Here is a 23,403-nt window from a genome sequence, read left to right on the forward strand (position 1 = left end):
CTGCCAACCGGTCCGTTCGGATCTCATGGAATCAGCAGCGTCGTTCCTGTTGTTTTTCTTGTTTCCAGATCCGCGTGAGCCCGCCCAACCTCACGCAGCGGATAAGTTTGATTGATATTGATACGCACTTTGTTGCTTTGCACAATATCAAATAGCGCTTTGGCGCTGTCGATCAGTTCCTGGCGCGCGGCGATATAGGTGAAGAGCGTCGGCCGCGTCGCAAAGAGCGAACCCCTCTGCGCCAGCATCGCCAGGGTGAAATTCTCGATCGGACCGGAGGATTGGCCGAAGGAGGCAAAGAGACCGCGCGGCTTCAGGCAGTCAAGCGACTGTGGAAAAGTATCACGGCCGATCGAATCGTAGACGACATCGACGCCCTTGCCGCTGGTGATTTCGCGGACACGGTCGACGAAATTGTCGCTCTTATAGTTGATCACATGGTCGTAGCCATGGGCAAGCGCCAGCTCGATCTTGTCTTCGGAGCCCGCCGTGCCGATGACGGTGGCGCCGAGCGCCTTTGCCCATTGGCCGGCGATCAGGCCGACGCCGCCGGCAGCGGCGTGGAACAGCAGGACGGTCTCCGGCCCGACCTTGAAGGTGCGGTTCAACAGATATTCGGCGGTCATGCCCTTCAGCATCATCGCCGCCGCCGTTTCGAGCGCAATGCCGTCAGGCACATGCACCAGATGGCGCGTTTCGATATTGCGCTCAGCACTGTAGGCGCCATCGGCGCTGGCATAGGCGACGCGGTCGCCAACCTTGAAATCCTCGACGCCGGGACCGACCGATGTCACGGTGCCGGCGCCCTCCTTGCCGGTGACGAAGGGCAGATGCGGCACCTTGTAGCTGCCGTTGCGGAAATAGACGTCGATGAAATTGAGGCCGACCGCCGCCTGCTTGATCTGCACTTCGCCCGCCGAGGGCGGCGGGAGATCGATCTCGATATAGTCGAAAACCTCGGGCCCGCCCGTCCTCGAGAATGAAACAGCCTGCGTTTTGGTCATCTGCCTATCCTAAGCTTCGCGTCCAAGGGCGGGGAAGAATTGCAGCACCGCGCCGATGACGTAAAGATAGAGCCCGGTCACGATAAAGAGAATGAGTGCCCATTCGGGCGTGTCGAAATGCATCAGCAGCGAAAAAATGCCGAGTGCCGACCACAGGAAAAAGACGCCGAGATTGAGCGGGCGCAGCCTTTTGACGCGGACCGGATGCAGGAAATTGATCGGCAGGAAGGTCAGCACCACCGAGATAATGACGACGGCAAGCGCGGTCGTCGCGCTGGCATCGATGACGAACAGCGTGAAAACGATCATGTTCCAGACGACCGGGAAGCCGGAGAAGAAATACTCATCCGTCTTCATGCCCATATCGGCATAGTAGATGGCGCTGGAGACGACGATCATGCCGGCGGCGACGAAGGACCAGGGCTCGCCGATCATGCCGCTCTGATAGAGCGCGAAGGCCGGCAGAAGCACATAGGTGACGTAATCGATGATATTGTCGAGCGTATCGCCCGACCAGTTGGGCAGCACTTCCTTGACGCGCACCTTGCGGGCTATCGGCCCGTCTATGCCGTCGACGAGAAGGGCGAGACCCAGCCACCAGAACATGTCGATGAAGCGATGCTCGGCAGCGGCAACGACGCCGAGAAAGGCAAGGAAGGAGCCGGATGCCGTCAGGATATGGACGGAAAAGGCGCGCATCTCCGCGTAAGGAACACGCTTGTAGTTGAAAATCTTCATATTCCCCCGACCGCCCTATCGCGCTCGCCCCGGCAAGCATCTTTTTTATTTCGCCACCATTGCCGGACCTGTTGCTGAGGGTTCCGACGCCGTAGGTCTTTGTTGTCGCACCGTTTTTGCCGAAAACCGGCATCCATTTCGGCGCGCCGCTCTAATATGCATCCTTTGCCGGGCTTCGCCAGCAGGAAATACGACTTTCCCCGCCCGCCCCTGCTTGCCCCCTAGTGGCCATTGAATCCTGACAATGACATGCATATTTCCTCTGATGGGCGCTGCATGGAATGGAATGCCTTTAATTCCGGCCCGATATGTAATATCAGCCTCGCATCCGACAGTTCATCCGACGAAACGGGATCCTCTACCGCAATGAACGCGCCTGCAAAGACCGAAGACTTCGCCCCGTCCATCCCCGCCGGCGTTTACGCCGAGACGGTGCTCGCTGTGACGCATTACACCGACCGGCTCTTCCGCTTCACGATGACCCGGCCGCAGGGCTTCCGTTTCCGTTCCGGCGAGTTCGCGATGATCGGCCTGATGGTCGAGGGCAAGCCGGTCTTCCGCGCCTATTCGATCGCCAGCCCCGCCTGGGCCGAAGAGCTTGAATTCTTCTCGATCAAGGTGCCGGATGGCCCGCTGACCTCGCATCTGCAGGCGATCAAGCCGGGTGACCAGGTGCTGATGCGCAAGAAGCCCACTGGCACGCTGGTGCTCGACGCGCTGACGCCCGGCCGTCGTCTCTACATGTTCTCGACGGGAACGGGTGTTGCGCCATTCGCCAGCCTGATCCGCGATCCTGAGACCTATGAGAAGTTCGAGGAAGTCATCCTCACCCATACGACCCGCGATGTCGCCGAGCTGAAATACGGCTTCGACCTCGTGCACGAAATCCAGAATGACGAATTGCTGAAGGAAGTCGTCGGCGACAAGCTGCGCCACTATGCGACCGTCACGCGCGAGGATTTCGAATATCGCGGCCGCATCACCGACCTGATCTCCTCCGGCAAGCTGTTTTCCGATCTCGGCGTACCGCCGCTCGACCCGGCGATTGACCGCGGCATGATCTGTGGCTCCTCGGCGATGCTGAAGGATACCAAGGAACTGCTCGAAAAGGCCGGCCTCAATGAAGGCGCCAACAGCAAGCCCGCCGAGTTCGTCATCGAGCGCGCTTTCGTCGGCTGAAAATTTTCCCGACAATCCGATCTGACAACGGCTCCGGAAACGGGGCCGTTTCTATTCCTGGCTGAGATAATTGATCAGCGTCGCCATGGTGGCGCGCGCCTCGTCCGGCCTGCCCTGACGGATGGCCTGGATGACGGCGACATGCAGCGCGATGGCGCGATCCATGCGCTCCGGGCTTGCGGTGGAATACCAGAGGCGGCGCGAATGCGTCTGTACCGGGCCGAGCGCCGCCATGATGAAGCCGTTTGGGCAGGCATCCTCGAGAATTTCGTCGAAGGCCTTGTCAGCGGCAAAAAAGCCGGCGAGATCACCCGTCACAGTGCATTCGTCCATGGCGCGGGCACAGTCGGCGAGACGCGCGCGCTGTTCGTCGCTCGCATGTTCGGCGGCCAAGCCTGCTGCGATCGGCTCCAGCTCGCGGCGCACCTGCATGACATTGCGATGATCCTCAGCCGCGATCTCGGCGACCTGCAGCCCGACGCGCGGCTTCACCAGGATCAGCCCCTGCCAGGCGAGCTTCTGGATCGCCTCACGCACCGGCGTGCGCCCGTGGCCCGCCATATCGATCAGCTGCTTTTCGGTAACAAGCGCGCCGGGCTTCAGCGCCAGCGTCACGATCAGATGCTCCAGCGCGAGATAGGCAAGATGGCTTTGTGAAGTCTGCATGCCCGAATCCGTTGCCCTACTGATATATCACATACTCGCACGCTCGAAAACCGATGGCAAGTCAGGCTGATATATCAGAATAGAGACAGATAGATAACATAGCGAGCCTGCGAAGTTCGGTGAATGGTGTTGCGATACCAGCGCCCGAGCCGTGAAATAGCTCCTGCCGACTCCCCACCCTCCGTTAGCGTGGAGACACATCATCCCACAACGCATTTATTCGTGCCGCAACGCCTCGATGGGGTTGAGCTGCGCTGCCCTTCTCGCCGGGAAATAGCCGAAGATCATGCCGATTGCCGCGGAGAACAGGAAGGCGACGGCGATCATCATCGGGCTGAAGACGAAGGGCACTTTCAGCAACGTCACCGCGCCGAAGCCGAGGCTTAGCCCCAGCACGATGCCGGTGATGCCGCCGAACAGCGACAGCGCCACGGCTTCGACCAGGAACTGGGTGAGCACCTGGTTTTCCAGTGCGCCGATTGCGAGACGAATGCCGATCTCGCGGGTGCGTTCGGTGACCGAGACCAGCATGATGTTCATGATGCCGATGCCGCCGACGAGCAGGCTGATGGCGGCGACGGCGCCGAGCAGGCCGGTCAGCAGCGTCGTCGTGCCGGTCATCGCCTCGGCGATCTGCGTCATGTCGTTGACGTTGAAATCGTCCTGGCGGCCGGGCACGATCTTGCGGCGCTCGCGCAGGAGATTTTCGACATCGGACTGCACCTTGGCCGTGGAGACGCCGTCGCGCGCCGAGATGATGATCTGCGGCACGTTGCTGCTGCCGCTGATGCGCCGCTGGAATACCTTGACCGGCATGATCACGACATCGTCCTGATCGTTGCCCATGCCGGACTGGCCGCGTTTGGCGAGCACGCCGATCACCGGGCATGAGACCTTGCCGACGCGGATCTGCTGGCCTGTGGGGTCGGCGCTGCCGAAGAGCTGCGAGCGCACCGTCTCGCCGATGATGCAGCGAGACTGGCCGCGTTCCTCGGCGGGAGTGAAAGTGCGGCCGAGCGTCAGATTCCAGTCCTGGGCGACGAAATAATCGTTGGTGGTGCCCGACACGCTGGTCGAATGGTTCTGGCCGCCAAAAATCACCGTCGCCGTCGACTGGTTGAGCGGCGCGACAGCCCTCAGGCCGCCAATCTGGTCGCGGATCGCCGCGACGTCCTTGACGCTGAAGCGCTTGGCCTCGGAGCTCGCCCGGCCGGGACCGAACTGGCCGGGACGGACGAACAGCATGTTGGTGCCGAGCCGCGACAGTTCGGTCGAGACCTGCGCGGTGGTGCCGTTGCCGATCGTCACCAGCGCGATGACCGCGGCAACGCCGATGACGACGCCGAGCACGGTCAGGAAGGAGCGCAGCATGTTGCGGCTGATGGCCCGCAGCGCCAGCTTCAGCGTCTCAAAGAACATGATCCGCCCTCCTCCGGTGCTCGACTTCGGTCTCCAGCTTTCCATCGACGAAACGCAGCAGCCGCTGCGCATAGGCGGCAATATCAGGTTCGTGGGTGACCATGACGATGGTGATGCCCTGCTCGCGGTTCAGCCGCGTCATCAAATCCATGATCTCGACGCTGGTCTTCGTATCGAGATTGCCGGTGGGCTCGTCGGCCAGAAGCAGTGCCGGCTCGGTGACGATGGCGCGGGCGATGGCGACGCGCTGCTGCTGGCCGCCTGACAGTTCCTGTGTCTTGTGATGTTCGCGGCCGGTGAGGCCGACCAGCGCCAGGGCTTCGCGGGCCCGTTCGCGCCGCTCACGCACCGCCATGCCGCGATAGATCAGCGGCAGTTCGACATTTTCGACGGCCGAGGTGCGCGACAGGAGGTTGAAGCCCTGGAAGACGAAACCGAGCATATGGCGGCGCAGCAGCGTCAGCTGGCCGCGGTCGAAGCCGCTGGTCGGAATGCCTTGGAAGATGTAGTCGCCTGATGTCGGCACGTCGAGGCAGCCGAGAATATTCATCGCCGTCGACTTGCCGGAGCCTGACGGACCCATGATCGCGACGAATTCATGGGCATTGATCGCCAGGTCGACGCGGTCGAGCGCGCGGATCGCCGCCTCGCCCTCGCCGTAGATTTTCGAGACCTGCCTGAATTCGATGAGCGGCGGGCTTGCCATCCGTCTCTCCGCCTAGTTCGCACGCGTCGTGGCGTCGGTCACCAGTGCGTCGTCTTGCTTGATGTCGCCGGAGACGACCTGGGTGAACTGGCCGTCGGATGAGCCGACCTGGATGATGACGGGTACCGGGCGGCCGTTGCGCAGCACCCAGACACGGCGCTGCGTGCCCGTCAACGCCGAACCGGCATTGTTGTTGCGCTGGCGTGGCGGGCCGAAGATACCAAAAATGCCGCGGCCGCGCCGTTCCGCCTGCGCCGGAGCGTAGCGCAGCGCGGCGTTCGGCACCATCAGCGTGTCCTTGACGGCCTCGACGGTGACATCGGCCGTCGCCGTCATGCCGGGGCGCAGCAGCAGATCGGCATTGTCGACCGACAGCACCGCCTTGTAGGTGACGACATTGTTGACCACTTCGGAGGCGAAGCGGATCTGCTCGATTTCGGCGGGAAAAGTCCGGTCGGGATAGGCGTCGACCGTGAACTTTGCCTTCTGGCCGACGGCGATCTGGCCGACATCGGCTTCGTCGACATCGACCTGCAGCTCCATCTTCTTCAGGTCGCCGGCAATGGTGAAAAGGATCGGCGCCGAAAGCGAGGCTGCGACCGTCGCGCCCGGATTGACCGAGCGGGTGAGGATGACGCCGTCGATCGGCGAGATGATCTTCGCCTTGGCGAGATTGACTTCGGCAAGCTGCAGGTCGGCTTCCGCGGCGAGGACTTCGGCTTCGTTGATCTGTTTGGCGGCAACGGCGGAATCATATTTGTAGGTGGCGTCGTCCAGGCTCTGCTGGGTGGAGACATTGCTCCTGACCAGGCTCTTCAACCGCTCGAGCGAGGTGCCCGCCGATTGCATGTCGGCATTGGCCTTGACGACGTTCGCCTTGGCCGAATTGAGCTTGGCGCGCGAACTCTTCACATCCGCCTCGAGCTTGTTGGTGTCGAGAAGGGCGAGCACCTCACCTGATTTGACCGTGCTGTTGTAATCGACATTGACATCGCGGACAGTGCCGGAAAGCTCGCTCGATATATCCACCTGCTCGGTCGGCTGCACCGAGCCGGTGGCGGTGACGAGCACGGTCAGGTCGCCGCGTTTTGCCGGCTGGGTGGCGTAGCTCACTTCGCTCTGCCCTCTGCCCATATAGACATAAGCGGCGCCTGCGACGGCGGCGATGACGAGGAGAAGAATGAGCAGGCGCCCACGCCAGCGGCTGCGCTTGCCCTGACGTCCCGACGCGGCAAGGATCGCTGCGAGGTCGGACGCTTCACCTGCCTTTGCTCCGGTTTCGCTGCCGCTTACGATTTTGTTCATGCTGTCCTCGATCAGTGCCGCTTGCGGCCTCTGCGGTGAAATAATCACAACGCAGATGAACCGGCGATTAGCGTTGCCGCGGAAGTGGCACGGAATTGCGGATGGGTGAAATGAAATATTGGTAAGGAAAGTCAAGTTTTGGGTGCGCTGCGCATGTCGCGCAATGTGTGCCGCGGTTTTGCGATCACGACATGCGGCCAACCCGAGACCTAAAGCCCGGCAAGCGATGTCGATCGCGACGCGCTTTAGCGCCCGTCAGTTCGCATCCTCGGCAAATTGGCCGACGCCGGGCAAAGGATGCAGCCAGTGTTCACGCCGCTTGATCCAGACTTCATAGCCGGGTGCAAGGTCGGTCGGCGGAGTGTCGAGCGAGCCCAGGCGGAGTCCGCCTCATCGTCCCTAAGGCAGAAAAGGCGGCTGCCGCAAGCAGCGCAGAAGCTGCGGCCGGCGAAGGTGGCGATCTCGCCGTTGTGGGAAAAAGCCTGACGTGGCCAGACCGCGAAGAAGACGAAGGCGGAGCCGCTCGATTTGCGGCAATCGGCGCAGTGGCAGAGGCCGACGCGAAGCGGCTCGCCTTCCACCCTGTAGGCGACCGCTCCGCAAAGGCAGCCTCCGGTTCGGATCTTCATGGCGCGGCGTCAGGCGTCGAGACTGGACGGAAGGCCCGGCGGGCGACGCTTTGCCGCCATCAACAGATCGAGTTCGGTGGCGGATGGGCCGAACTTCTCGTAGAGGCGCTTTGCCTCCTTGTCGTCCAACCGGTATTTCCTGGCAAATTCGCTGATGCTGTAGGGGCGGCCACGCAACACTCTCCGCGCCGGGGTCGCCGTATTCGGTGCGTCGGTCATGGTTTTCTCCTTTTCGTCACGTCCCCTTTAAGCTAGTGCGACCCGTCGATTTGGAAAGAGCCGGCGCGCCGCATCGAGGCTTCCGGCATGGGGGAATGCGGTTGTTTTCCTGGAACCTTTTCGCCAATATGTGGGTTATCGGACCGAGGTTGCGGACCGCGCCAAGCGGACGCGGCGGTGCCGGAGAACATCGGGATTTTTCCGCTTTCTCCCGATGGCCAACGAAATGGCAGACGAGTTCCCTACCCGCCCGGTCCGCCTCGTTGACGCCATCCCTTCACCATGAAGCCGGAGAGTTCCGCGATAGCCTAACACGCTTATTGACTCGCCTCGACGTGCTGTTCACACGGTCACTTTCAAGGGACAATAATAGCCATGGCTAGAAAGCCGCTTTCTCGAAGGTATTCGACCAGTTCAGAAAAGGGGATGATGGCGATAGTGAAGAGAGAATCTCTGGACGTAACCAGCAGAGCCCGGCTGGAAATCACGGGAACCTGCCCCCATTCGAAATTCGAGAAATGGGGCCAGAACAACGGGGTACGCCGAGAGTATTCTGCATATTGCTCGCCGAACAGGTGAGATAAATATACGGCCTCTCGCTCCGCCGTATATCTGAAGACGAGATAGGCGAGCAATGTGAAAATTGCGGTAGAGAGCAGGCTTCCAAACACCAGGCAGACGCCGATGATCATGCACAGCGAAAAGACGTACAGAGGGTTGCGAGTGATCGAATAGGGTCCCTTAGTCACGAGCTCGGAATTCTTTCGACCTCCAATATAGACGGTCGACCAGATTCGTCCGATTACACCAAAGGCGATCAGCAATGTTCCGACTTGAGCGAGTAACGTCGGAATAATGCTTTCCGAAGGGAATATCGGATGCACAATAAGCTGGACGGTTACAAAAGCCACCGTGAGTGCCCAAAGCACAAAGATTCGCCGCTTCTGCTTGAACGGAAGACTGGCAGACGTTGGATAGACCATAACTGGTTCCTATCTTTATAAAACAATGAAATGGTTTAGGCTCTGGTTGCCCGCTCCTTAGCGAGGAAGGCAGTTATCCGCCGTCTTCCACCTTCTTTTTCTTGCAAGGATGCTCCTCTTGCGCGCGCCATTCCCTCACCAGCTGGCGGCGGTTGCGCGGATAGCGATCGTCCAAGAAATCGACCGCCAAAATGTGGTCGGCCTGAAAAACGCGAAATTCGTTATGCAATTCGCACCAGCCAGCGACAGACCGTTTTGAGTCGATAAATCCCAGCATGATGGGCCATATGGTCCGGTCCGACACAGTGCCTATTTGATCTGTGTGCGTGATGTGGATCTTCCGCTGGTCGCGCATCGCTCGTCTGACCTGCGCCAGGTCAAGCAACGTTGAGCCCTTCTCAGCACCGCCAACAAAGAATGTATTGTCGTCCAAGCCTTGCCGCATGTCAGGAGGAAGGACACCGCCAATTTTTGCGAGCGCGTTTTGAACAGCGCACGCCAAAGCGTCGTCAGTATGCCGGCTAACCCATTGCGCCCCGGCTACAAGCGCCTGAATTTCCTCTTCGGTCAGAGAAAGCGGCGGTAAAAGAAATCCTGGGCGCAGTAGATAGCCGACGCCTGGCTCCCCATCGATATCTGCACCCATCGCTTGTAGCGTAACTATGTCACGACGAATCGTTCGAAGCGAAACGCCGAGCTCTCGTGCCAATACCTCGCCGGACACCGTCCCACGGTGACGGCGAAGAACCTGCATGAGGTCAAATAATCGGTGGCTTCGCGACACGATTAATCCATCCCAACAAGGGCTTTCCCACCAAGCCGGCGCCCAGCCTCAAGAGCTGTGATGAGTTGGATCGCCTCGGTAAGGGGCACAATTTCGGCGATTGGAAGGCGAATTTTTCCGTCTTTGGCTGCGCGCGCAAGGTTATCCAGAATATCGGCTCTCGGCGTGCACACGACAACCTTCAGACGCCGATTAAACATCGCACGAACGAATTTTGCTGGTGTGGGATTGATATCCAAAAATCGACCTTTCTCACGCAAAAGACCAGTACCCACCGCTATCGGCATCGTGGCAGCGGTGTCATAGACTACATCGAAGCGCTCGCGAATAGTCGACAAATCAGTCGTGCGATAGTCGAAGACGGTTTGAACTCCGAGAGACCGTGCCCGCTCCATGGCGCCTGCGCTGCAACTGCCCGAAACCGTCGCGCCTCGCATGAGCGCGATTTGCACCGCCGCTTCCCCCACCCCGCCGGTACAGCCATTGATAAAGACACGCTCGCCGGCCTTCAGCTCCGCCTTATCGACCAGGCCGTTCCAAGCGGTGGCTCCCGGAGTTCCGAGGCAGGCGGCATCCTCAAACGAAACTGTTTCAGGCTTCTTTGCCAAGAAGATTTCTTTGGTGACAACGGCCTGCCCTAGCGCACCACTTTCCTTGAAGCGGGCAAGGCCGAACACCGGGTCGCCGATCTTGAAACGCGCAACACCCGGGCCGATGGCAATAACCGTCCCGGAGATGTCCATACCCATCGCACGGGGGAAGGTCTTGCCGGTAACAATCTTCATGCTGCCGGCCCGCAGCTTCCAGTCAATGGGATTGATAGCTGCAAACTTGACCCTAACAGCCACTTCGCCTTTGTTAGGCATGGCCAGTTCAAAGTCTTCGAGCCGCATCAGATGCGGACCGCCATACTGGTGATATTGAATGCGTTTCATCTGCGTGTCACAGTTCCATCTCAAGCCGTGCACAGATCGGCAACCGCCACCTTGGCGAATAGGTGAGGCCGCGCGACGACTGATGGCGGATGGGCCTTGAGCTTCTCCTGGAATTCGGGAGTTTGGAAAGCCTCGCGCCATGCGCTCACGCTGTCGAAGACAGCGTAATTGAGATATGTTGGGTTCTCGCCGATGGCACGGTGTAGCTGCGTCGAGATGAAGCCGGGTTGGCGTTTCATGAACAGCGAGTCAGCGGTCCAGGCAGCAAGGAAGGCATCTTCCTCCTCCGGGACCATAGTTAAGAGATTGATCATCACTATTGGGCCGCCTTCAAGGTCTTTCTGACGCGCGACGGGATAGGCAGGATCGAGTGGTTCAAATCTGGACATGTTTTCAAATGCCTTTTCAACGCATGAAGGAAACTGAGGTCTCGCTCTGTTGAGACGCGGTATACACCCGCATGGTGACAGTTTCCGGCACCATGCTTTCTCAGAACTCGACTTGCCTTCAACTTCATTTGCGAAATCAAGACGCATCTATGCCCGAAAATACACGACCGGCACTCTTCATCCGTATTGATGATTCTCGCTCATAAGTTCATGCGATTTGCCACGCCTAATCATAGCTAGGCGCGCGCTTTATATTCAGAGCATGAGATCGGGAAGCGGTCGACGACTGTGGCCGAGACGAGCGGAGAGCGACGATGAACTGGTCGGATGATGAGCTTAGCAAAATCGATCGGGCCGACGATGTGAAAATCGCACCGTTTCGGGAAGATGGCGCCACCTATGGGACCCCGACCTGGATCTGGGAGGTCGTCGTCGATGGCGCGCTCTACGTGCGCGGCTACCATGGTCAGAATTCCCGCTGGTATCAGGCGGCGGTCCGCCAGAAGGCCGGACGGATCATTGCCGCCGGCATGACGCGCACGGTCGCCTTCGAGCCGGTCGACGGTCCGATCAACGATCGCATCGATGACGCCTACCGCGCGAAATACGGCAAGAGCCAGTATCTACCACCGATGGTCAGCACCCGAGCACGCGCGGCAACCGTTAGGATCACGCCACGCGAGGCAAATACCTAACGGCGGCCGGATCGCATGAGGTCGGCGTCGCCTCGAGGCCCGCCTCGTCGATAGCTCTTCAAATCAGCCTCAAAGGAGGAGAAGCAAATGATCAAGCGCACACTGGGCCAAGGCCTTGAAGTATCCGCTTTGTCGCTAGGCGCCATGGGCTATGGCAAGGCCCGCGAGCTCCCGGACCGGGCTGACATGATCGACCTGATTCGAACTGCTGTCGAACACGGCATGGACTTCTTCGACACCGCCGAAGTCTATGGCCCCTGGACGAACGAGGAGATGGTCGGCGAGGCGCTTGCTCCGGTTCGCGACAAGGTGAAGATCGGGACGAAGTTCGGCTGGGATATCGATCAGGAGACTGGCGAGCACCGTGGTGGCGTCAACAGCAAGCCGGCACAGATCCGCCGCGCCATTGAGGGCAGCCTAAAGCGCCTGCGCATCGACCACATCGACCTCTATTATCAGCACCGGGTCGATCCGGGAGTGCCTATGGAAGATGTAGCCGGGACGGTCGGGGAGCTGATTGCCGAGGGCAAAGTGCGGTGGTTCGGCATGTCTGAGGCGGGTGCCCAATCCATACGGCGAGCGCATGCAGTGCAGCCGGTGGCAGCGTTGCAGAGCGAATATTCCTTGTGGACCCGCGAGCCTGAAGCCGAAGTCATCCCGACGATCGAGGAACTCGGTATCGGGCTTGTGCCGTTTAGCCCGCTCGGCAAGGGATTTCTGACCGGCAAGATCGACGTCAACACCATGTTCGACAATTCCGATATCCGAGCGGGAATCCCCCGCTTCTCCGAGGAAGCACGTATCGCCAACCAGAAGCTGGTCGATCTGATCCGCCAAATCGGCGAGAAGCATCGCGCAACGCCTGCGCAGGTCGCGCTAGCCTGGCTGCTGGCCCAGAAGCCCTGGATAGTTCCACTGTTCGGCACACGCAAGCTCGAGCGGTTCGAGGAGAATATCGGGGCGCTGAACGTCACCTTGGACAAGGTCGATCTGGATGAGATCGCGCAAGCCAACATCATCATTCAGGGAGCTCGTTACCCCGACGCAATGCTGCGCCGATCCGGTCTCTAGCGGCACACTGCGGCATCTATTGCAGGGTTAGCCCAAGGCGATGCCGGAACCACCAAGCTGGAAGGATATCATCATGAAACGACTTTTGGCCGCCACGGCAATCTCGGTCACTGTGGGCGAGCCTGTCATGGCCCAGGAAAGTGTTGGCGGCGGAGCCATGCCGAGAAGTGCTTCATCACTGTCGCTCAGCGACATTCAATCCGTATCGCCGGCCCTTGGCCGATACGCAGAAGAAGACGTGATCGGAAACCTGTGGCAGAGGCCGCAACTGTCACGCCGCGATCGCAGCATCGTCACGGTGGCCGTTTTAATCGCCCGAAGTCAGGCAGTCGATCTGAAGCACCATCTTGGCGTCGCTCTCAATAACGGGGTGACCCCGACGGAGGTTTCCGAGATCATCACGCATCTGGCTTTCTACTCAGGCTGGTCGAACGCGATGTTCGCAATCGTCGCGACGAAGGACGTATTCAAAGATCGGGGCATCACGGCCGATCAGATGCCTGCGGCCTCTCCACAACTGCTGCCGCTCAACGAAGAGACCGAGTGCCAACGCGCGACCGGCGTTGAGAAGAATGTGGGCCCGATCTCTCCGGGGCTGGTGCAGTTTACCACCGATCCACTGTTCCTCGATCTCTGGCAGCGGCCGGGCCTTGCACCGCGCGACCGTAGCCTTGTGACGGTCAGTTCGCTGATCGCATCTGGCCAGAGCACCCAGATTACCTATCACCTCAACCGCGCCATGGATAACGGCCTTACCGCCGAAGAAGCCGGCGAGGTCGTTGCCCATACGGCCTTCTACGCCGGCTGGCCGAACGCCTTCTCTGCGTCGTCGGTTGTCGGAGAGGTACTGCGCAGCCGGGCGATGTGAGGCTCCAACCTGCAGCGGAAGCATGCCGGTCCGCAAAGGTGATCCAGCCTCCTTGTTGCTCCAGGCTTCATTGCTACCATTTCATGGACACGCGTTTATAATGAGCGCCTGTCTATGAAAAGGAATCATCAGTGGAGCGCCAGAATATCAACGACCTGATGGTGTTCCTGGTGGTCGCGAGAGATCGCAGTTTCACGAAAGCCGCCGCCAAGTTCGGCGTCTCACAGTCGGCGCTAAGCCACACGATCCGTCAGCTTGAAGAGCGGCTGGGCGTGCGACTTCTGACGAGGACGACACGCAGCGTCTCGCCGACCGAGGCCGGCGAACGGATGCTACAGAGCATCGGTCCGCTTTTCGACGAGATCGGATTTGCGCTTGATGGGCTCAACACACTTCGAGACCAGCCGGCGGGCACCGTCCGGTTGACCGCCGGCGACTACCAGATCCAGTGCTACATATGGCCGAGGCTTCGAACCTTTCTCCACCAGTATCCCGACATCAGGCTCGAATTGGACGTGAACTACGGTCTGCAGGACATCGTCAGCGAAGGCTATGACGCTGGCGTGCGCTTCGGTGAGCAGATCGCCAAGGACATGATTTCTGCGAGGATCGGGCCCGATGTTCGCTTCGCGGTCGTTGCCGCAGAATCATATTTTGCGTCACGCGATATTCCGAAGCATCCGAAGGACCTCATGCAGCACAGGTGCATCAATCTGCGCTTGCCAACCTATGGAGGTCTTTATGCCTGGGAATTTGAAGAGAACGGCCGCGAGATCAAGGTTCGGGTGGACGGACAACTCGTTTTCAACACGATTTATAATGTTCTCGAAGCGGCTCTCGACGGCTTCGGTTTCGCCTATGTCCCGGAGGATATCGCCAAGCGCTATCTCGAGACCGGTCGCCTCCACCGGTTTCTGGAAGATTATTCGCCCTATTGGGAGGGCTTTCATCTCTACTATCCAAGCCGGCGCCAATCTTCGCCCGCTTTTTCTCTTCTCGTGAATGCGTTGCGTTATTCAACGTGAGCGGCTGCGAGGCGACAGCGGCAAGCCGCTTTGTGAACGGTGCGCGGGACCGGCGCCAGCGCCAGGAGAGGAAGCGCGAAGTGGTCGACAAAAAGTGTAGCGGCCCGCTTCAGAATTCGAAACGCTTCGGCAATTCGGTGGCGAGCGCATCGATCGCCAGTCGCGACCGCAACGGCAGATATTGGTTGGTTGGCCACACGGCATAGCATTCCATCGCGGCGCGCGGCCGATCGGCCCAGAGTTCAATCAGTTCGCCGGCTTGCACGCGCTCATGGATCAACCAGTAGGGAAGCCAGGCCAGGCCCATGCCGTCGACGGCAGCATCGGCGATCACTTCGAGATCATCAAAGCGCAGTCTGGATGTCACCAACAGGTCGATGAGCGCGCCGGTCGCATCAGGAAGCTGCCAGGTCAGGCCATGATCATTGCGCCAGTATACGAGCGTTTCATGTTCGGACAGATCCGCCAGAGAGTGCGGTTCCCCTCGTGCGGAGAGATAGCCTGGAGAGGCGCATAGCGCCTTGCGGGGGCTGGCCAGTCGCCGGGCGTGGAGTGCGGTTCCATTGCCGAGGGCGCCGTTGCGCACCGCCAGGTCGAAGCCATCGGCGATCAGATCGATCTGACGGTCACTGAAGCTGAGTTCGAGTTCGAGCTTCTCATGCTGGCGCGCGTAGGCACGCAGGATCGGCGCGGCGCAGTAGCGGCCGAACAGAACAGGCAAAGACACGCGCAACCTGCCGACGACCTCACGCCTGCCGGATTCCAGAAGAGACTCGCCTGCGCGCAATTCCTCGATGGCACGGATACAGCGCTCATAATATTGCTGACCATCCTCGGTCAGGCTCTGCGTTCGTGTGGTCCTGTGAAACAACCGGACACCCAGGCGCTCTTCAAGACGCGCGATCGCCTTGCCGACCGCGGAACGTGTCAACGAAAGTCGATCGGCCGCCTTGGCAAAGCCGCCCGTCTCAACCGCCTCGACGAACGCCTGTACACCATCAAACCTGTCGCGCACCGTGCGAATCCTCCCGGGATGGCCGATTCCGCGATTGGAGAATTCGAGGAACCAAAGAAGATAAAAACGATTTCTAATTGTTAGGTCCATTCTACGATATAACGCCGGCCAAGCAAACGATATTCGTGCCGCCGACGACCAATGCGGTCGTCGAAACAGCGGGCAACCATGGCGCTCGGTTCGCGGGCGACTCGTCAATGAAAGGACGGCAATTGCTAATATCCATTGTATATGACAGCGGCTATGGCCATACGGCACGCGTCGCGGAAGCGGTTGCCGCCGGCATCCACGAGGTTCAAGGGGCGGAGGCGAGACTTATCGCCGTCGCGGATGGCGCGATGGACTGGGAAGCCCTTGAGCGAAGCGACGCCATCATCTTCGGGTCGCCGACCTACAACGGCCTGATCAGCGCCAAGCTCAAGCAGTTCTTCGAAAACTCCACCAAAGCAGCCTGGTCAGAGCTGAAGTGGCGCAACAAGATCGCTGCCGGCTTCACCAACTCCGGAGCCCAGCACGGCGACAAGCTGAACTCGCTCGTGTCGATGGCACTGTTTGCAGCCCAGCATGGCATGATCTGGGTCGGCCTCGATTTGATGCCGGGAAACAGCAGCAGCACCGGCAGTGTCTACGACCTCAACCGGCTCGGAAGCTGGCTGGGCGTCGTGACCCAGTCGAACACGGATCAGGCGGCGGATATCGCTCCCATCAAGAGCGATCTGGCGACCGCTGCCTATCTGGGGCGACGCGTTACCGAGACTGCGCGCCGGCTTCAGGCCGCTTGAACCGTATTTTCAATCAAGGAAACTCACGATGAAACTGCTTTGCCTCGATATTCCCCAGCCCGGCGCCAACCTGGAAAAATACCAGCCGCATATGTCGGATGAAGCCCGGCACGCCTGGCAAATGTATAAGGGCGGCGTTATCCGCGACATCTATTTCCGCCAGGACCGCCCCGGTGTGGCCATCATCGCCGAATGCGAGTCAGTCGAAGCCGCCAAGCGGGCCCTGCGCGAGTTTCCGCTGGCCAAGGCCGGGCTTATCGACTGGGAGGTCATCCCGCTTGGCCCCTTCCTGAACTGGGAAACGCTGTTCGCGCCAGCGAACGCCTGAGATTTCCCGTCCGGGAAACCACGGAAGACTTTGCGCCCGACCTCGGCTCGACGGGCGCAGTGAGTTTGCCACGCGCTTCGATCGCGTCAGGGTCGAAAGGAATATGAATATGAACGTACTCGGTTATGCCGCTCCGTCGCCCGCCGGCGCTCTCGAGCCTTTCACCTTTGAACGGCGCGCGATGCGGCCCGATGATGTCTTGATCGACATCCTCTATTGCGGGGTCTGTCATACGGATCTGCATCTGGCTCGCAACCACGGCGGCTTCACGACCTATCCGATCGTTCCGGGCCACGAGATCATCGGAAGGGTTAGTCAGGTCGGAGAGAAGGTCAGCCGCTTCAAGGCCGGAGACATGGTCGGCGTCGGCTGCATGGTCGACTCTTGCCAGCACTGCAAACCCTGCCTGATTGGATGGGAACAGGACTGTGCCGAAGGTCCCACCTTCACCTATGCCAGCCTCGACAGGCACGACGGCATGCCGACCCAAGGCGGATATTCCGACGCGATCGTGGTGACGGAGAAGTTCGTTCTCGCGCTTCCCGACAGGCTCGATCCGGCTGGGGCCGCACCGCTCTTATGCGCCGGCATCACCACCTGGTCGCCGCTTCATCGCTGGAATGTCGGCGAAGGAAGCAAGGTCGCAGTGATCGGTCTCGGCGGTCTCGGCCATATGGCGCTAAAGCTCGCCAAGGCGCTCGGCGCCGACGTCACCCTGTTCACGCGCTCCCCCGGCAAGGAGGAAGACGCATTCCGTCTCGGAGCCGATCATGTCGTGCTCTCGAGCGATCCGGCGCAGATGGCGTCGGTCGCGGGCCGCTTCGACGTGATCATCGACACGGTTCCCTATGACCATGACGTCAATCCGTACATGCCGACGCTGACGCTGGAAGGCGTGCTCGTGCTCGTCGGCTATATGGGGCCACTTGGCACGGCGGTTAACGCCGGCGGGGTCGTGCGCGGCCGCAGGGCGATCACAGGTTCGTTCATCGGCGGTCTCGCAGAGACACAGCAAATGCTCGATTTCTGCGGGCAGCACGGCATCGTATCGGACGTTGAAATCATCTCCATCAATCAGATCAACCAGGCCTATGAGCGCATGTTGAAGAGCGATGTCAAATATCGTTTCGTCATCGACATGGCTTCGCTCAAGTCATGAGGAGCCAAGACAATGGCAGATAACATCAAGCCCATCCTTTGCGTGGTCACCAGCCACCCGATCAGAGGCGACACCGGTGAGCCCACCGGCTTTGCTATGGTTGAACTCACCCACCCCCTCGCGGTGTTCCGCGCGGCCGGGATTCCGACCGAGATCGCCTCGATTCGGGGAGGCCATCCGCCGATCGACTTCTTCGATCTTAGCGATCCGGTCAATGACCGCTTCTGGAAGGACCGCGAGTTCCGCGGTGCTCTGGCCAACTCCCTGGTTTTGAGTGAGCTCGATCCCTCCCGCTATTCGGCGGTGTTCTTCGCTGGCGGCCATGGCACCATGTGGGATTTCGCCGACAATCCAGCCGTGCAGCACGTCGCCCGCGAAATCTACGAGGCCGGCGGCATCGTCTCGGCGGTCTGCCACGGCCCCGCAGCGCTGGTAAACGCGACGCTGTCGGACGGCAGTCATCTTGTCGCTGGCAGGAAGGTCGCCTCATTTACGGACGAGGAAGAGGCCGAGGTCAAGTATACCAAGGTCGTGCCCTATCTGCTGGCGGCGACCCTCAAGGACCGTGGCGCGCTGCACCAGCCGGCACCGAACTGGACGGAGAACGTGGTGGTCGATGGCCGCCTGATCACAGGGCAGAACCCGGCTTCGGCGCATGGCGTCGGCAAGGCTGCGGCCAATCAGCTTACCGCGAAGTCCTGAACGACATCCGGCGCTCCGGCCGCAGCCTGATGAGGCAACTCCTCGTGAGAGGCTGTCTCCGGTCGGACCCGGAGCCCGACAGGATCGAGATAGAGGAGAACAGCCAATGACGACCGCCGGTACGAGTGGACAATCCGCTGCCGATTCCGAGATCATTGCGCAATTGGATGGGGGCTGGCGCCTCGTGAAGATCGAGCAGCCCGATGCGAAGGGCGCGGTGAAGACTGCGCGCGTGAATGGTCTCCTCGTCTTTACGCGCGATGGCCACATGGCGGTCCAGGTCCGCAACCTCGAACCCGGACATGTCGACAGTGCGTACAGCAGGGGTGGATACGAGGCGAGCTTCGGTAAAATCACGCTGAATTCCGCAAACAGCATCTTCCTCTATCGTGTCGAGGGAGCTTTGGTTCACGAGCTGGTAGGCCAGGATTTCCCGCGAGCATACAGCTTCGTGAATGATCAGCTCATCCTTACATCCACGCGGGATGATGAAAAGTGGCGTGTCATCTGGCGTCGCGGTTAACACAAGCGGCAAGAACGCTCGATAACGGCATTACGAACGAATCTGAAAGATCGCCACTCGCTTTAGAAAGCGTAGATTCCAGGGTTTCAAAGATGAAGATCATTGCAATCGAAGAGCATGTCCTTCCCGATCAGGTGAAGCACGCATGGAGCACAATACCCGGCGCCGACGACGGAACGCTGGGGCTCAATCCAGGTGTGCTGGGAAAACGGCTCGCCGATATGGGGCGACAGCGGCTGGCGCTGATGGATGAGACCGGAGTCGATGTGCAGGTCCTGTCGCTAACAACACCGGGCCTCAACAATCTGGGACGTCACGGCGTCGATCTGGCCCGCCGCGTCAATGATCTCCTCGCCGACACCGTGGCTGCCAATCCGTCCCGCTTCCAGGCGCTCGCGGTCCTGCCGTCCGTAGACGCTGATGCCGCCGCCCAAGAACTTCGGCGTGCTGTTCGGGAACTGGGGTGCAAGGGCGCCATTCTCTATGGCCGGGTCGGCGAGAAAAACCTCGACCACGCGATCTTCGAACAGACATTCGCCTACGCAGCAGAGCTTGGCGTTCCGCTGCTCATCCACCCTCAGATTCCTCAGGTGAGCGTTCGCGAAGCCTATTATGCGGGCTTCGCAGCGCCGATCGATCTTGCCTTGTCGACCTTCGGTCTGGGATGGCATTTTGAGGCCGGCATTCAATTCGTCCGCATCGTTCTCGCCGGCGTGTTCGACCGTTATCCAGGCCTTCAGGTTATCCTCGGCCACTGGGGCGAACTGGTGATCTTCTATCTGGAGCGTTTGGGCATGCTCGACCGGGTGTCCGGACTGCAGCACCCCTTCCTAGACTACGTCCGCAACAATCTCTATCTGACCGCTAGCGGCATGTTCAGCCCGGCCTATCTGCGGCAGGCGATCGACGCGGTCGGGACGGATCGCATCCTGTTTTCCACAGACTACCCGTACCAGTACCGGTCCGGAGGCGAAGCGCGCCGATTTGTCGAAGGCCTCGAACTCGACGATGCCGACAAACCGAAGTTCGCCCATCGAAATTGGGAGCGCTTGACTGGAAGCTGACGAGACGTTTCGCAGCAGCCTATTGGGACAGACGCCGTCCATCCTCGCCGAAGAGGTGCAGAACTTCGGGATCAAGATGCAGCGGCAGGCTGTCGCCGGATTTCATTCGCTGCTGGCCGGCAAAGACGGCGATCAGCTTCTTACCCCCTGCATCGGCGTGAACGACGGTCTCCGAGCCGAGTTCCTCGACAAGGATGATGCGGGTGTCCAGCCTCCTCTCAGCAGTTGCGTCGGCAAAGGTGATATGCTGCGGTCGGATGCCGATGCTGACCCTTTCGCCCGTCGGACGCGCCTCCTTGGCAATCACGGAAAGGCGATGGCCGCCGACGGTTTCGACCTCGGCGAAAATGCCCTCGTGACCGACGATGGCGCCTTCGAGAAAATTCATGTGCGGCGCACCGATGAAGCCGGCGACGAAGCGGTTGGCCGGTTTGTTGTACAGTTCCAGCGGTGTTCCCACCTGCTCGATCCTGCCGCCTCTCAACACGACGATGCGGTCTGCAAGCGTCATCGCCTCAACCTGGTCATGGGTGACGTAGATCATCGTCGCCCTCAATCGCGCGTGAAGGGCCGCGAGTTCGGCGCGCATGGTGACTCTGAGTTCGGCATCGAGATTGGAGAGCGGCTCGTCGAGCAGGAAGGCATCCGGCCGGCGGACGATGGCGCGGCCGATCGCGACGCGCTGGCGCTGGCCGCCGGAGAGCTGGCCCGGACGGCGCTGCAGGAAAGGCTCGATCTCCAGCATGCGCGCGGCCTCAGTGATGCGCGCTTCGATCTCGGCCTTCGCCACCTTGGTATTCTCAAGACCGAAGGCAAGGTTTTCCCTGACGCTCATATGCGGATAGAGCGCATAGGATTGGAAGACCATGGCAAGGCCGCGATCGGCGGCGCTGATGCCGGTAACATCCTTGCCGTCGATGGCGATGCTGCCGCCTGTGGGCTTATCGAGGCCGGCGATCAGGCGCAGCAGCGTCGATTTCCCGCAACCGGAAGGGCCAACGAAAGCGACGAACTCGCCGTCGTTGACGGCAAGGGAGACATCGCGAATGACCTCGACGGCGCCGAAATTCTTGACGATGTTCCTGAGCTCGAGTCCGCTCATGCACTCTCCTGTTTCATATTATTTCAGCCCCGACCCGGCGATGCCTGTGGTGATGAACCGCTGCAGGAAGACGAAGATCAGCACAACCGGGATCATCGAAACCACGGTCATGGCGAGGATGTAGTGCCATTGCACATTGAGCTCGCCGGCATAGACGTTGAGGCCGACCTGCAGGGTATAGAGTTCCTTGCGCGAGAGTACGATCAGCGGCCAGAGGAAGTCGTTCCAGCGCCAGACGACCGAGAAGATCGCCAGCACCGCCAGTGCGGGCGCCGACAGCGGCAGGATGATGCGCCAGTAGATTTGCCATTCGCTGGCCTTGTCCATGCGCGCGGCATCGATCAATTCGTCCGGGATGGTCAGCATGTATTGCCGGAGCAGGAACACGCCGGTCGGGGTGGCGACCGTCGGCAGGATGACGCCCCAGAGGCTGTCGAAGAGATTCAACGTGCCGATGACGGAATAGAGCGGCACGACGATGACCGAGAGCGGCACCATCAGCGTCGCCAGGATCATCAACATGACGGCGGTGCGGCCGGGGAACTGGTATTTCGACAGGGCGAAGGCAGCCATGGAATTGACGAGCAGCGTAATCGCCGTCGCGACCACGGTGACGAAGACGGAGTTGCGCAGGAACAGGAAGAAATCGAAGCGCTGGAACGGTTCGGTATAATTGCCGCCGGCGAATTCGACCTTGCGCACCGGCGTGCGGTCCTTGATGTTCACCTTGACGATTTCGCCCGGCTGTTTCGGATCGACCATCTGGCCGATGATGCCGATGCGGCGGACCTCGGCGAGCACACGCGTGCTGCCATCCGGCATCGCCACCTGATAGAGCGGCAACGGCTTGTCGTAGCCCGGCACCACTGCCTGTGCAGTGACATAGGGCAGGACCGATGGCGGGAATTCGGCAAGCGCCGCCGGCGTCTTGAAGGAGGAGAAGACGAGCCAGACGGCCGGGCCGAACATCAGGAAGACGCCCGATATCAGCCAGATCCAGGTCACCACATCCGTCCAGTGCCAGCCTCGGCCGCGGCGGCGGAGCAGAAAGGCGCCGACAGCGCTCACTGGCGTGCTCCCTTCTTCTCGTTGCGGCTGCTGACGCCGAGTTGGATCAGCGTCAGGATGACGAGCACGATACCCATCAGGATCGAGGCGGCGGAGGCAAGCCCCGGGTTGCGCAGCGAACTCGCAAAGCCGGTCTCGTAAATATATTGGGTGATGTACATGGTGCTGGTGCCCGGCCCGCCGCCGGTCAGCACGAAGACCTCGTCGAAGATCTGCACGGCGCGGATCAGCGCCAAGACCAGGACGACAATAAGGTTCGGCATCAGCAGCGGCAGGGTGATGCGCCGGAAGATGCGGGTCGGGCCGGCGCTGTCCATCGCCGCCGCCTCGTAGAGATCCCGCGGGATCGCCTGCAGGCCGGCGAGGAGGATCAGCGCATAAAAGCCCATATGCGCCCAGACCGAGACGAAGACGGCGAAGAAGAAGGCCCAGAAACGATCGCTGAGCCAGGAGAAGGGTTCGAAGCCGAAGGGGCTCAGCGCAAAATTCAACAGGCCTTCACGCTGCAGGATCCATTTCCAGATCAGGCCGACGACGACCGGCGACAGCAGCACCGGGAAGAAGAAGACGGCGCGCCAGAAGCCGCGATTGGAAAGTTCGCGGTTGAGGATCAGTGCCGTTGCGAGCGCCGCGATCAACATGGCCGTTACCTGGAAGACGACGAAGACGGCGGTATTGCGCACGGCCGCCCAGAAGGTGTCGGCCGCGCATGTCGAGGGGTCGAGATAGCTGCCGCAATCGAAGAGGATGCGGTATTGGTCAGCGCCGACATAGGTCCTGTTCTGCAGGAAGATGGCGCTGCCGCTCGTCGTCGAATAGATGAAATTGATGACCAGCGGCAGAAGCACGAAGACGGTGAAAATCAGCATATTGGGCGCCAGGAAGACGCCCGCCATGCCATTCAGCCCCGTCAGCTTCTGCCAGGCGCGCATGGGAATGTCGATGAGCCCCATCGCCAGCCGGACAGGCGCAAGGAGCGCCTGCCGCAGACTGGTTTTTTTGACAGGTGGTGCTGAAGAAACTGTCTTCGCCGTCATCTGTTCTT

Annotated in this window: 26 protein-coding genes and 1 pseudogene; 11 read left to right on the forward strand and 16 right to left on the reverse strand. The window is 60.4% G+C overall.

All coding sequences use genetic code 11. The features are described 5' to 3' along the window. Positions 1–23 precede the first annotated feature (23 nt). Entirely contained in the window at positions 24–1,004 is a 981-nt protein-coding gene (locus tag FHT75_RS15730; protein WP_097630827.1) for a quinone oxidoreductase family protein, read from the reverse strand. Positions 1,005–1,013: 9 nt separating this feature from the next. Beyond that, positions 1,014–1,742 carry a phosphatidylcholine synthase gene (pcsA, locus tag FHT75_RS15735; protein ID WP_047615095.1) on the reverse strand — a complete coding sequence of 243 codons (729 nt, stop codon included), beginning with the start codon at positions 1,740–1,742 and terminating at the stop codon, positions 1,014–1,016. A 366-nt stretch (positions 1,743–2,108) separates the two neighbouring features. Between pcsA and FHT75_RS15740 the strand changes: the two genes are divergently transcribed. Then, positions 2,109–2,921: a ferredoxin--NADP reductase gene (locus tag FHT75_RS15740; protein ID WP_047615092.1), complete on the forward strand. Its 813-nt coding sequence runs from the start codon at positions 2,109–2,111 to the stop codon at positions 2,919–2,921. A 51-nt stretch (positions 2,922–2,972) separates the two neighbouring features. Here FHT75_RS15740 and FHT75_RS15745 read toward each other — a convergent pair whose 3' ends face one another. From FHT75_RS15745 to FHT75_RS15790, 10 genes and pseudogenes are all read right to left on the reverse strand, one after another. Then, positions 2,973–3,587 (reverse strand): GntR family transcriptional regulator, encoded by a 615-nt coding sequence (locus FHT75_RS15745; protein ID WP_097630828.1) that lies wholly within the window; start codon positions 3,585–3,587, stop codon positions 2,973–2,975. 216 nt (positions 3,588–3,803) lie between these two features. Next, on the reverse strand, positions 3,804–5,006 hold the full coding sequence (locus FHT75_RS15750; RefSeq protein WP_097630829.1) for an ABC transporter permease: 1,203 nt from the start codon (positions 5,004–5,006) through the stop codon (positions 3,804–3,806). Further along, the gene (locus tag FHT75_RS15755) at positions 4,996–5,712 is read right to left on the reverse strand and encodes an ABC transporter ATP-binding protein (protein WP_097544435.1); all 717 of its coding nucleotides are present in this window, start codon (positions 5,710–5,712) and stop codon (positions 4,996–4,998) included. The genes FHT75_RS15750 and FHT75_RS15755 overlap by 11 nt, the downstream gene beginning before the upstream one ends. A 12-nt stretch (positions 5,713–5,724) precedes the next feature. After that, positions 5,725–7,017 (reverse strand): efflux RND transporter periplasmic adaptor subunit, encoded by a 1,293-nt coding sequence (locus tag FHT75_RS15760; protein WP_097630830.1) that lies wholly within the window; start codon positions 7,015–7,017, stop codon positions 5,725–5,727. Positions 7,018–7,272: 255 nt separating this feature from the next. Then, positions 7,273–7,646, reverse strand: a pseudogene (locus tag FHT75_RS15765) (GFA family protein). A gap of 9 nt (positions 7,647–7,655) precedes the next feature. Continuing rightward, positions 7,656–7,865, reverse strand: coding sequence for a hypothetical protein (locus FHT75_RS15770; protein ID WP_063475563.1), 210 nt, complete (start codon positions 7,863–7,865; stop codon positions 7,656–7,658). A gap of 356 nt (positions 7,866–8,221) precedes the next feature. Next, the gene (locus FHT75_RS15775; RefSeq protein WP_063475562.1) at positions 8,222–8,848 is read right to left on the reverse strand and encodes a methyltransferase family protein; all 627 of its coding nucleotides are present in this window, start codon (positions 8,846–8,848) and stop codon (positions 8,222–8,224) included. A 73-nt stretch (positions 8,849–8,921) separates the two neighbouring features. Next, positions 8,922–9,632 (reverse strand): helix-turn-helix transcriptional regulator, encoded by a 711-nt coding sequence (locus tag FHT75_RS15780; protein WP_280949755.1) that lies wholly within the window; start codon positions 9,630–9,632, stop codon positions 8,922–8,924. Between the two features lie 2 nt (positions 9,633–9,634). Further along, a complete protein-coding gene (locus FHT75_RS15785) occupies positions 9,635–10,567 on the reverse strand; it encodes an NAD(P)-dependent alcohol dehydrogenase (protein WP_028757297.1) in 933 nt (310 codons plus the stop codon). Between the two features lie 20 nt (positions 10,568–10,587). Further along, the gene (locus FHT75_RS15790) at positions 10,588–10,956 is read right to left on the reverse strand and encodes an antibiotic biosynthesis monooxygenase family protein (protein WP_028757298.1); all 369 of its coding nucleotides are present in this window, start codon (positions 10,954–10,956) and stop codon (positions 10,588–10,590) included. Between the two features lie 314 nt (positions 10,957–11,270). Between FHT75_RS15790 and FHT75_RS15795 the strand changes: the two genes are divergently transcribed. From FHT75_RS15795 to FHT75_RS15810, 4 genes are all read left to right on the forward strand, one after another. Beyond that, on the forward strand, positions 11,271–11,651 hold the full coding sequence (locus FHT75_RS15795; RefSeq protein WP_063475561.1) for a DUF2255 family protein: 381 nt from the start codon (positions 11,271–11,273) through the stop codon (positions 11,649–11,651). 87 nt (positions 11,652–11,738) lie between these two features. Beyond that, positions 11,739–12,722, forward strand: coding sequence for an aldo/keto reductase (locus FHT75_RS15800; RefSeq protein WP_063475560.1), 984 nt, complete (start codon positions 11,739–11,741; stop codon positions 12,720–12,722). Positions 12,723–12,795: 73 nt separating this feature from the next. Beyond that, positions 12,796–13,590 (forward strand): carboxymuconolactone decarboxylase family protein, encoded by a 795-nt coding sequence (locus FHT75_RS15805; RefSeq protein ID WP_063475559.1) that lies wholly within the window; start codon positions 12,796–12,798, stop codon positions 13,588–13,590. A 131-nt stretch (positions 13,591–13,721) separates the two neighbouring features. Next, the gene (locus FHT75_RS15810; protein ID WP_063475558.1) at positions 13,722–14,615 is read left to right on the forward strand and encodes a LysR family transcriptional regulator; all 894 of its coding nucleotides are present in this window, start codon (positions 13,722–13,724) and stop codon (positions 14,613–14,615) included. Between the two features lie 109 nt (positions 14,616–14,724). Here the strand turns inward: FHT75_RS15810 and FHT75_RS15815 are convergent, their stop codons facing one another. Beyond that, the gene (locus tag FHT75_RS15815) at positions 14,725–15,630 is read right to left on the reverse strand and encodes a LysR family transcriptional regulator (protein ID WP_028757619.1); all 906 of its coding nucleotides are present in this window, start codon (positions 15,628–15,630) and stop codon (positions 14,725–14,727) included. 212 nt (positions 15,631–15,842) lie between these two features. On the opposite strand from FHT75_RS15815, the gene FHT75_RS15820 reads away from it, so the two are divergent. The 6 genes from FHT75_RS15820 (at position 15,843) to FHT75_RS15845 (ending at position 20,188) form a co-directional block, all read left to right on the forward strand. Continuing rightward, positions 15,843–16,412: a flavodoxin family protein gene (locus FHT75_RS15820; RefSeq protein ID WP_063475667.1), complete on the forward strand. Its 570-nt coding sequence runs from the start codon at positions 15,843–15,845 to the stop codon at positions 16,410–16,412. Positions 16,413–16,440: 28 nt separating this feature from the next. Beyond that, a complete protein-coding gene (locus FHT75_RS15825) occupies positions 16,441–16,740 on the forward strand; it encodes a hypothetical protein (protein WP_063475557.1) in 300 nt (99 codons plus the stop codon). Positions 16,741–16,849: 109 nt separating this feature from the next. Continuing rightward, positions 16,850–17,899, forward strand: coding sequence for an NAD(P)-dependent alcohol dehydrogenase (locus FHT75_RS15830; RefSeq protein WP_063475666.1), 1,050 nt, complete (start codon positions 16,850–16,852; stop codon positions 17,897–17,899). Positions 17,900–17,911: 12 nt separating this feature from the next. Next, complete coding sequence (locus tag FHT75_RS15835) at positions 17,912–18,601, forward strand: type 1 glutamine amidotransferase domain-containing protein (RefSeq protein ID WP_063475556.1); 690 nt, start codon at positions 17,912–17,914, stop codon at positions 18,599–18,601. Positions 18,602–18,707: 106 nt separating this feature from the next. After that, complete coding sequence (locus FHT75_RS15840; RefSeq protein ID WP_082849737.1) at positions 18,708–19,124, forward strand: lipocalin-like domain-containing protein; 417 nt, start codon at positions 18,708–18,710, stop codon at positions 19,122–19,124. A 92-nt stretch (positions 19,125–19,216) separates the two neighbouring features. Continuing rightward, a complete protein-coding gene (locus FHT75_RS15845) occupies positions 19,217–20,188 on the forward strand; it encodes an amidohydrolase family protein (RefSeq protein WP_063475555.1) in 972 nt (323 codons plus the stop codon). Positions 20,189–20,207: 19 nt separating this feature from the next. Here FHT75_RS15845 and FHT75_RS15850 read toward each other — a convergent pair whose 3' ends face one another. From FHT75_RS15850 to FHT75_RS15860, 3 genes are read right to left on the reverse strand one after another with little or no spacing between them, the layout of a single operon-like run. After that, the gene (locus FHT75_RS15850; protein WP_063475554.1) at positions 20,208–21,290 is read right to left on the reverse strand and encodes an ABC transporter ATP-binding protein; all 1,083 of its coding nucleotides are present in this window, start codon (positions 21,288–21,290) and stop codon (positions 20,208–20,210) included. Positions 21,291–21,308: 18 nt separating this feature from the next. After that, positions 21,309–22,358, reverse strand: coding sequence for a carbohydrate ABC transporter permease (locus FHT75_RS15855; protein ID WP_183845047.1), 1,050 nt, complete (start codon positions 22,356–22,358; stop codon positions 21,309–21,311). Beyond that, positions 22,355–23,395, reverse strand: a complete 1,041-nt coding sequence (locus FHT75_RS15860) for a carbohydrate ABC transporter permease (protein ID WP_047615075.1) — start codon at positions 23,393–23,395, stop codon at positions 22,355–22,357. Before FHT75_RS15860 ends, FHT75_RS15855 begins: the two co-directional genes overlap by 4 nt. Positions 23,396–23,403 lie beyond the last annotated feature (8 nt).

It is taken from the genome of Rhizobium sp. BK112, assembly GCF_014193215.1.
Lineage (GTDB): Bacteria > Pseudomonadota > Alphaproteobacteria > Rhizobiales > Rhizobiaceae > Rhizobium > Rhizobium anhuiense.

What these genes read in the sequence shown, in the direction of transcription:
- FHT75_RS15750 (WP_097630829.1), bottom strand. Translation starts at nt 5,006, where the DNA reads ATGTTCTTTGAGACGCTGAAGCTGGCGCTGCGGGCCATCAGCCGCAAC.
- FHT75_RS15795 (WP_063475561.1), top strand. Translation starts at nt 11,271, where the DNA reads ATGAACTGGTCGGATGATGAGCTTAGCAAAATCGATCGGGCCGACGAT.
- FHT75_RS15745 (WP_097630828.1), bottom strand. Translation starts at nt 3,587, where the DNA reads ATGCAGACTTCACAAAGCCATCTTGCCTATCTCGCGCTGGAGCATCTG.
- FHT75_RS15825 (WP_063475557.1), top strand. Translation starts at nt 16,441, where the DNA reads ATGAAACTGCTTTGCCTCGATATTCCCCAGCCCGGCGCCAACCTGGAA.
- FHT75_RS15790 (WP_028757298.1), bottom strand. Translation starts at nt 10,956, where the DNA reads ATGTCCAGATTTGAACCACTCGATCCTGCCTATCCCGTCGCGCGTCAG.
- FHT75_RS15740 (WP_047615092.1), top strand. Translation starts at nt 2,109, where the DNA reads ATGAACGCGCCTGCAAAGACCGAAGACTTCGCCCCGTCCATCCCCGCC.
- FHT75_RS15835 (WP_063475556.1), top strand. Translation starts at nt 17,912, where the DNA reads ATGGCAGATAACATCAAGCCCATCCTTTGCGTGGTCACCAGCCACCCG.
- FHT75_RS15805 (WP_063475559.1), top strand. Translation starts at nt 12,796, where the DNA reads ATGAAACGACTTTTGGCCGCCACGGCAATCTCGGTCACTGTGGGCGAG.
- FHT75_RS15840 (WP_082849737.1), top strand. Translation starts at nt 18,708, where the DNA reads ATGACGACCGCCGGTACGAGTGGACAATCCGCTGCCGATTCCGAGATC.
- FHT75_RS15775 (WP_063475562.1), bottom strand. Translation starts at nt 8,848, where the DNA reads ATGGTCTATCCAACGTCTGCCAGTCTTCCGTTCAAGCAGAAGCGGCGA.
- FHT75_RS15760 (WP_097630830.1), bottom strand. Translation starts at nt 7,017, where the DNA reads ATGAACAAAATCGTAAGCGGCAGCGAAACCGGAGCAAAGGCAGGTGAA.
- FHT75_RS15845 (WP_063475555.1), top strand. Translation starts at nt 19,217, where the DNA reads ATGAAGATCATTGCAATCGAAGAGCATGTCCTTCCCGATCAGGTGAAG.
- pcsA (WP_047615095.1), bottom strand. Translation starts at nt 1,742, where the DNA reads ATGAAGATTTTCAACTACAAGCGTGTTCCTTACGCGGAGATGCGCGCC.
- FHT75_RS15785 (WP_028757297.1), bottom strand. Translation starts at nt 10,567, where the DNA reads ATGAAACGCATTCAATATCACCAGTATGGCGGTCCGCATCTGATGCGG.
- FHT75_RS15800 (WP_063475560.1), top strand. Translation starts at nt 11,739, where the DNA reads ATGATCAAGCGCACACTGGGCCAAGGCCTTGAAGTATCCGCTTTGTCG.
- FHT75_RS15770 (WP_063475563.1), bottom strand. Translation starts at nt 7,865, where the DNA reads ATGACCGACGCACCGAATACGGCGACCCCGGCGCGGAGAGTGTTGCGT.
- FHT75_RS15860 (WP_047615075.1), bottom strand. Translation starts at nt 23,395, where the DNA reads ATGACGGCGAAGACAGTTTCTTCAGCACCACCTGTCAAAAAAACCAGT.
- FHT75_RS15755 (WP_097544435.1), bottom strand. Translation starts at nt 5,712, where the DNA reads ATGGCAAGCCCGCCGCTCATCGAATTCAGGCAGGTCTCGAAAATCTAC.
- FHT75_RS15730 (WP_097630827.1), bottom strand. Translation starts at nt 1,004, where the DNA reads ATGACCAAAACGCAGGCTGTTTCATTCTCGAGGACGGGCGGGCCCGAG.
- FHT75_RS15830 (WP_063475666.1), top strand. Translation starts at nt 16,850, where the DNA reads ATGAACGTACTCGGTTATGCCGCTCCGTCGCCCGCCGGCGCTCTCGAG.
- FHT75_RS15850 (WP_063475554.1), bottom strand. Translation starts at nt 21,290, where the DNA reads ATGAGCGGACTCGAGCTCAGGAACATCGTCAAGAATTTCGGCGCCGTC.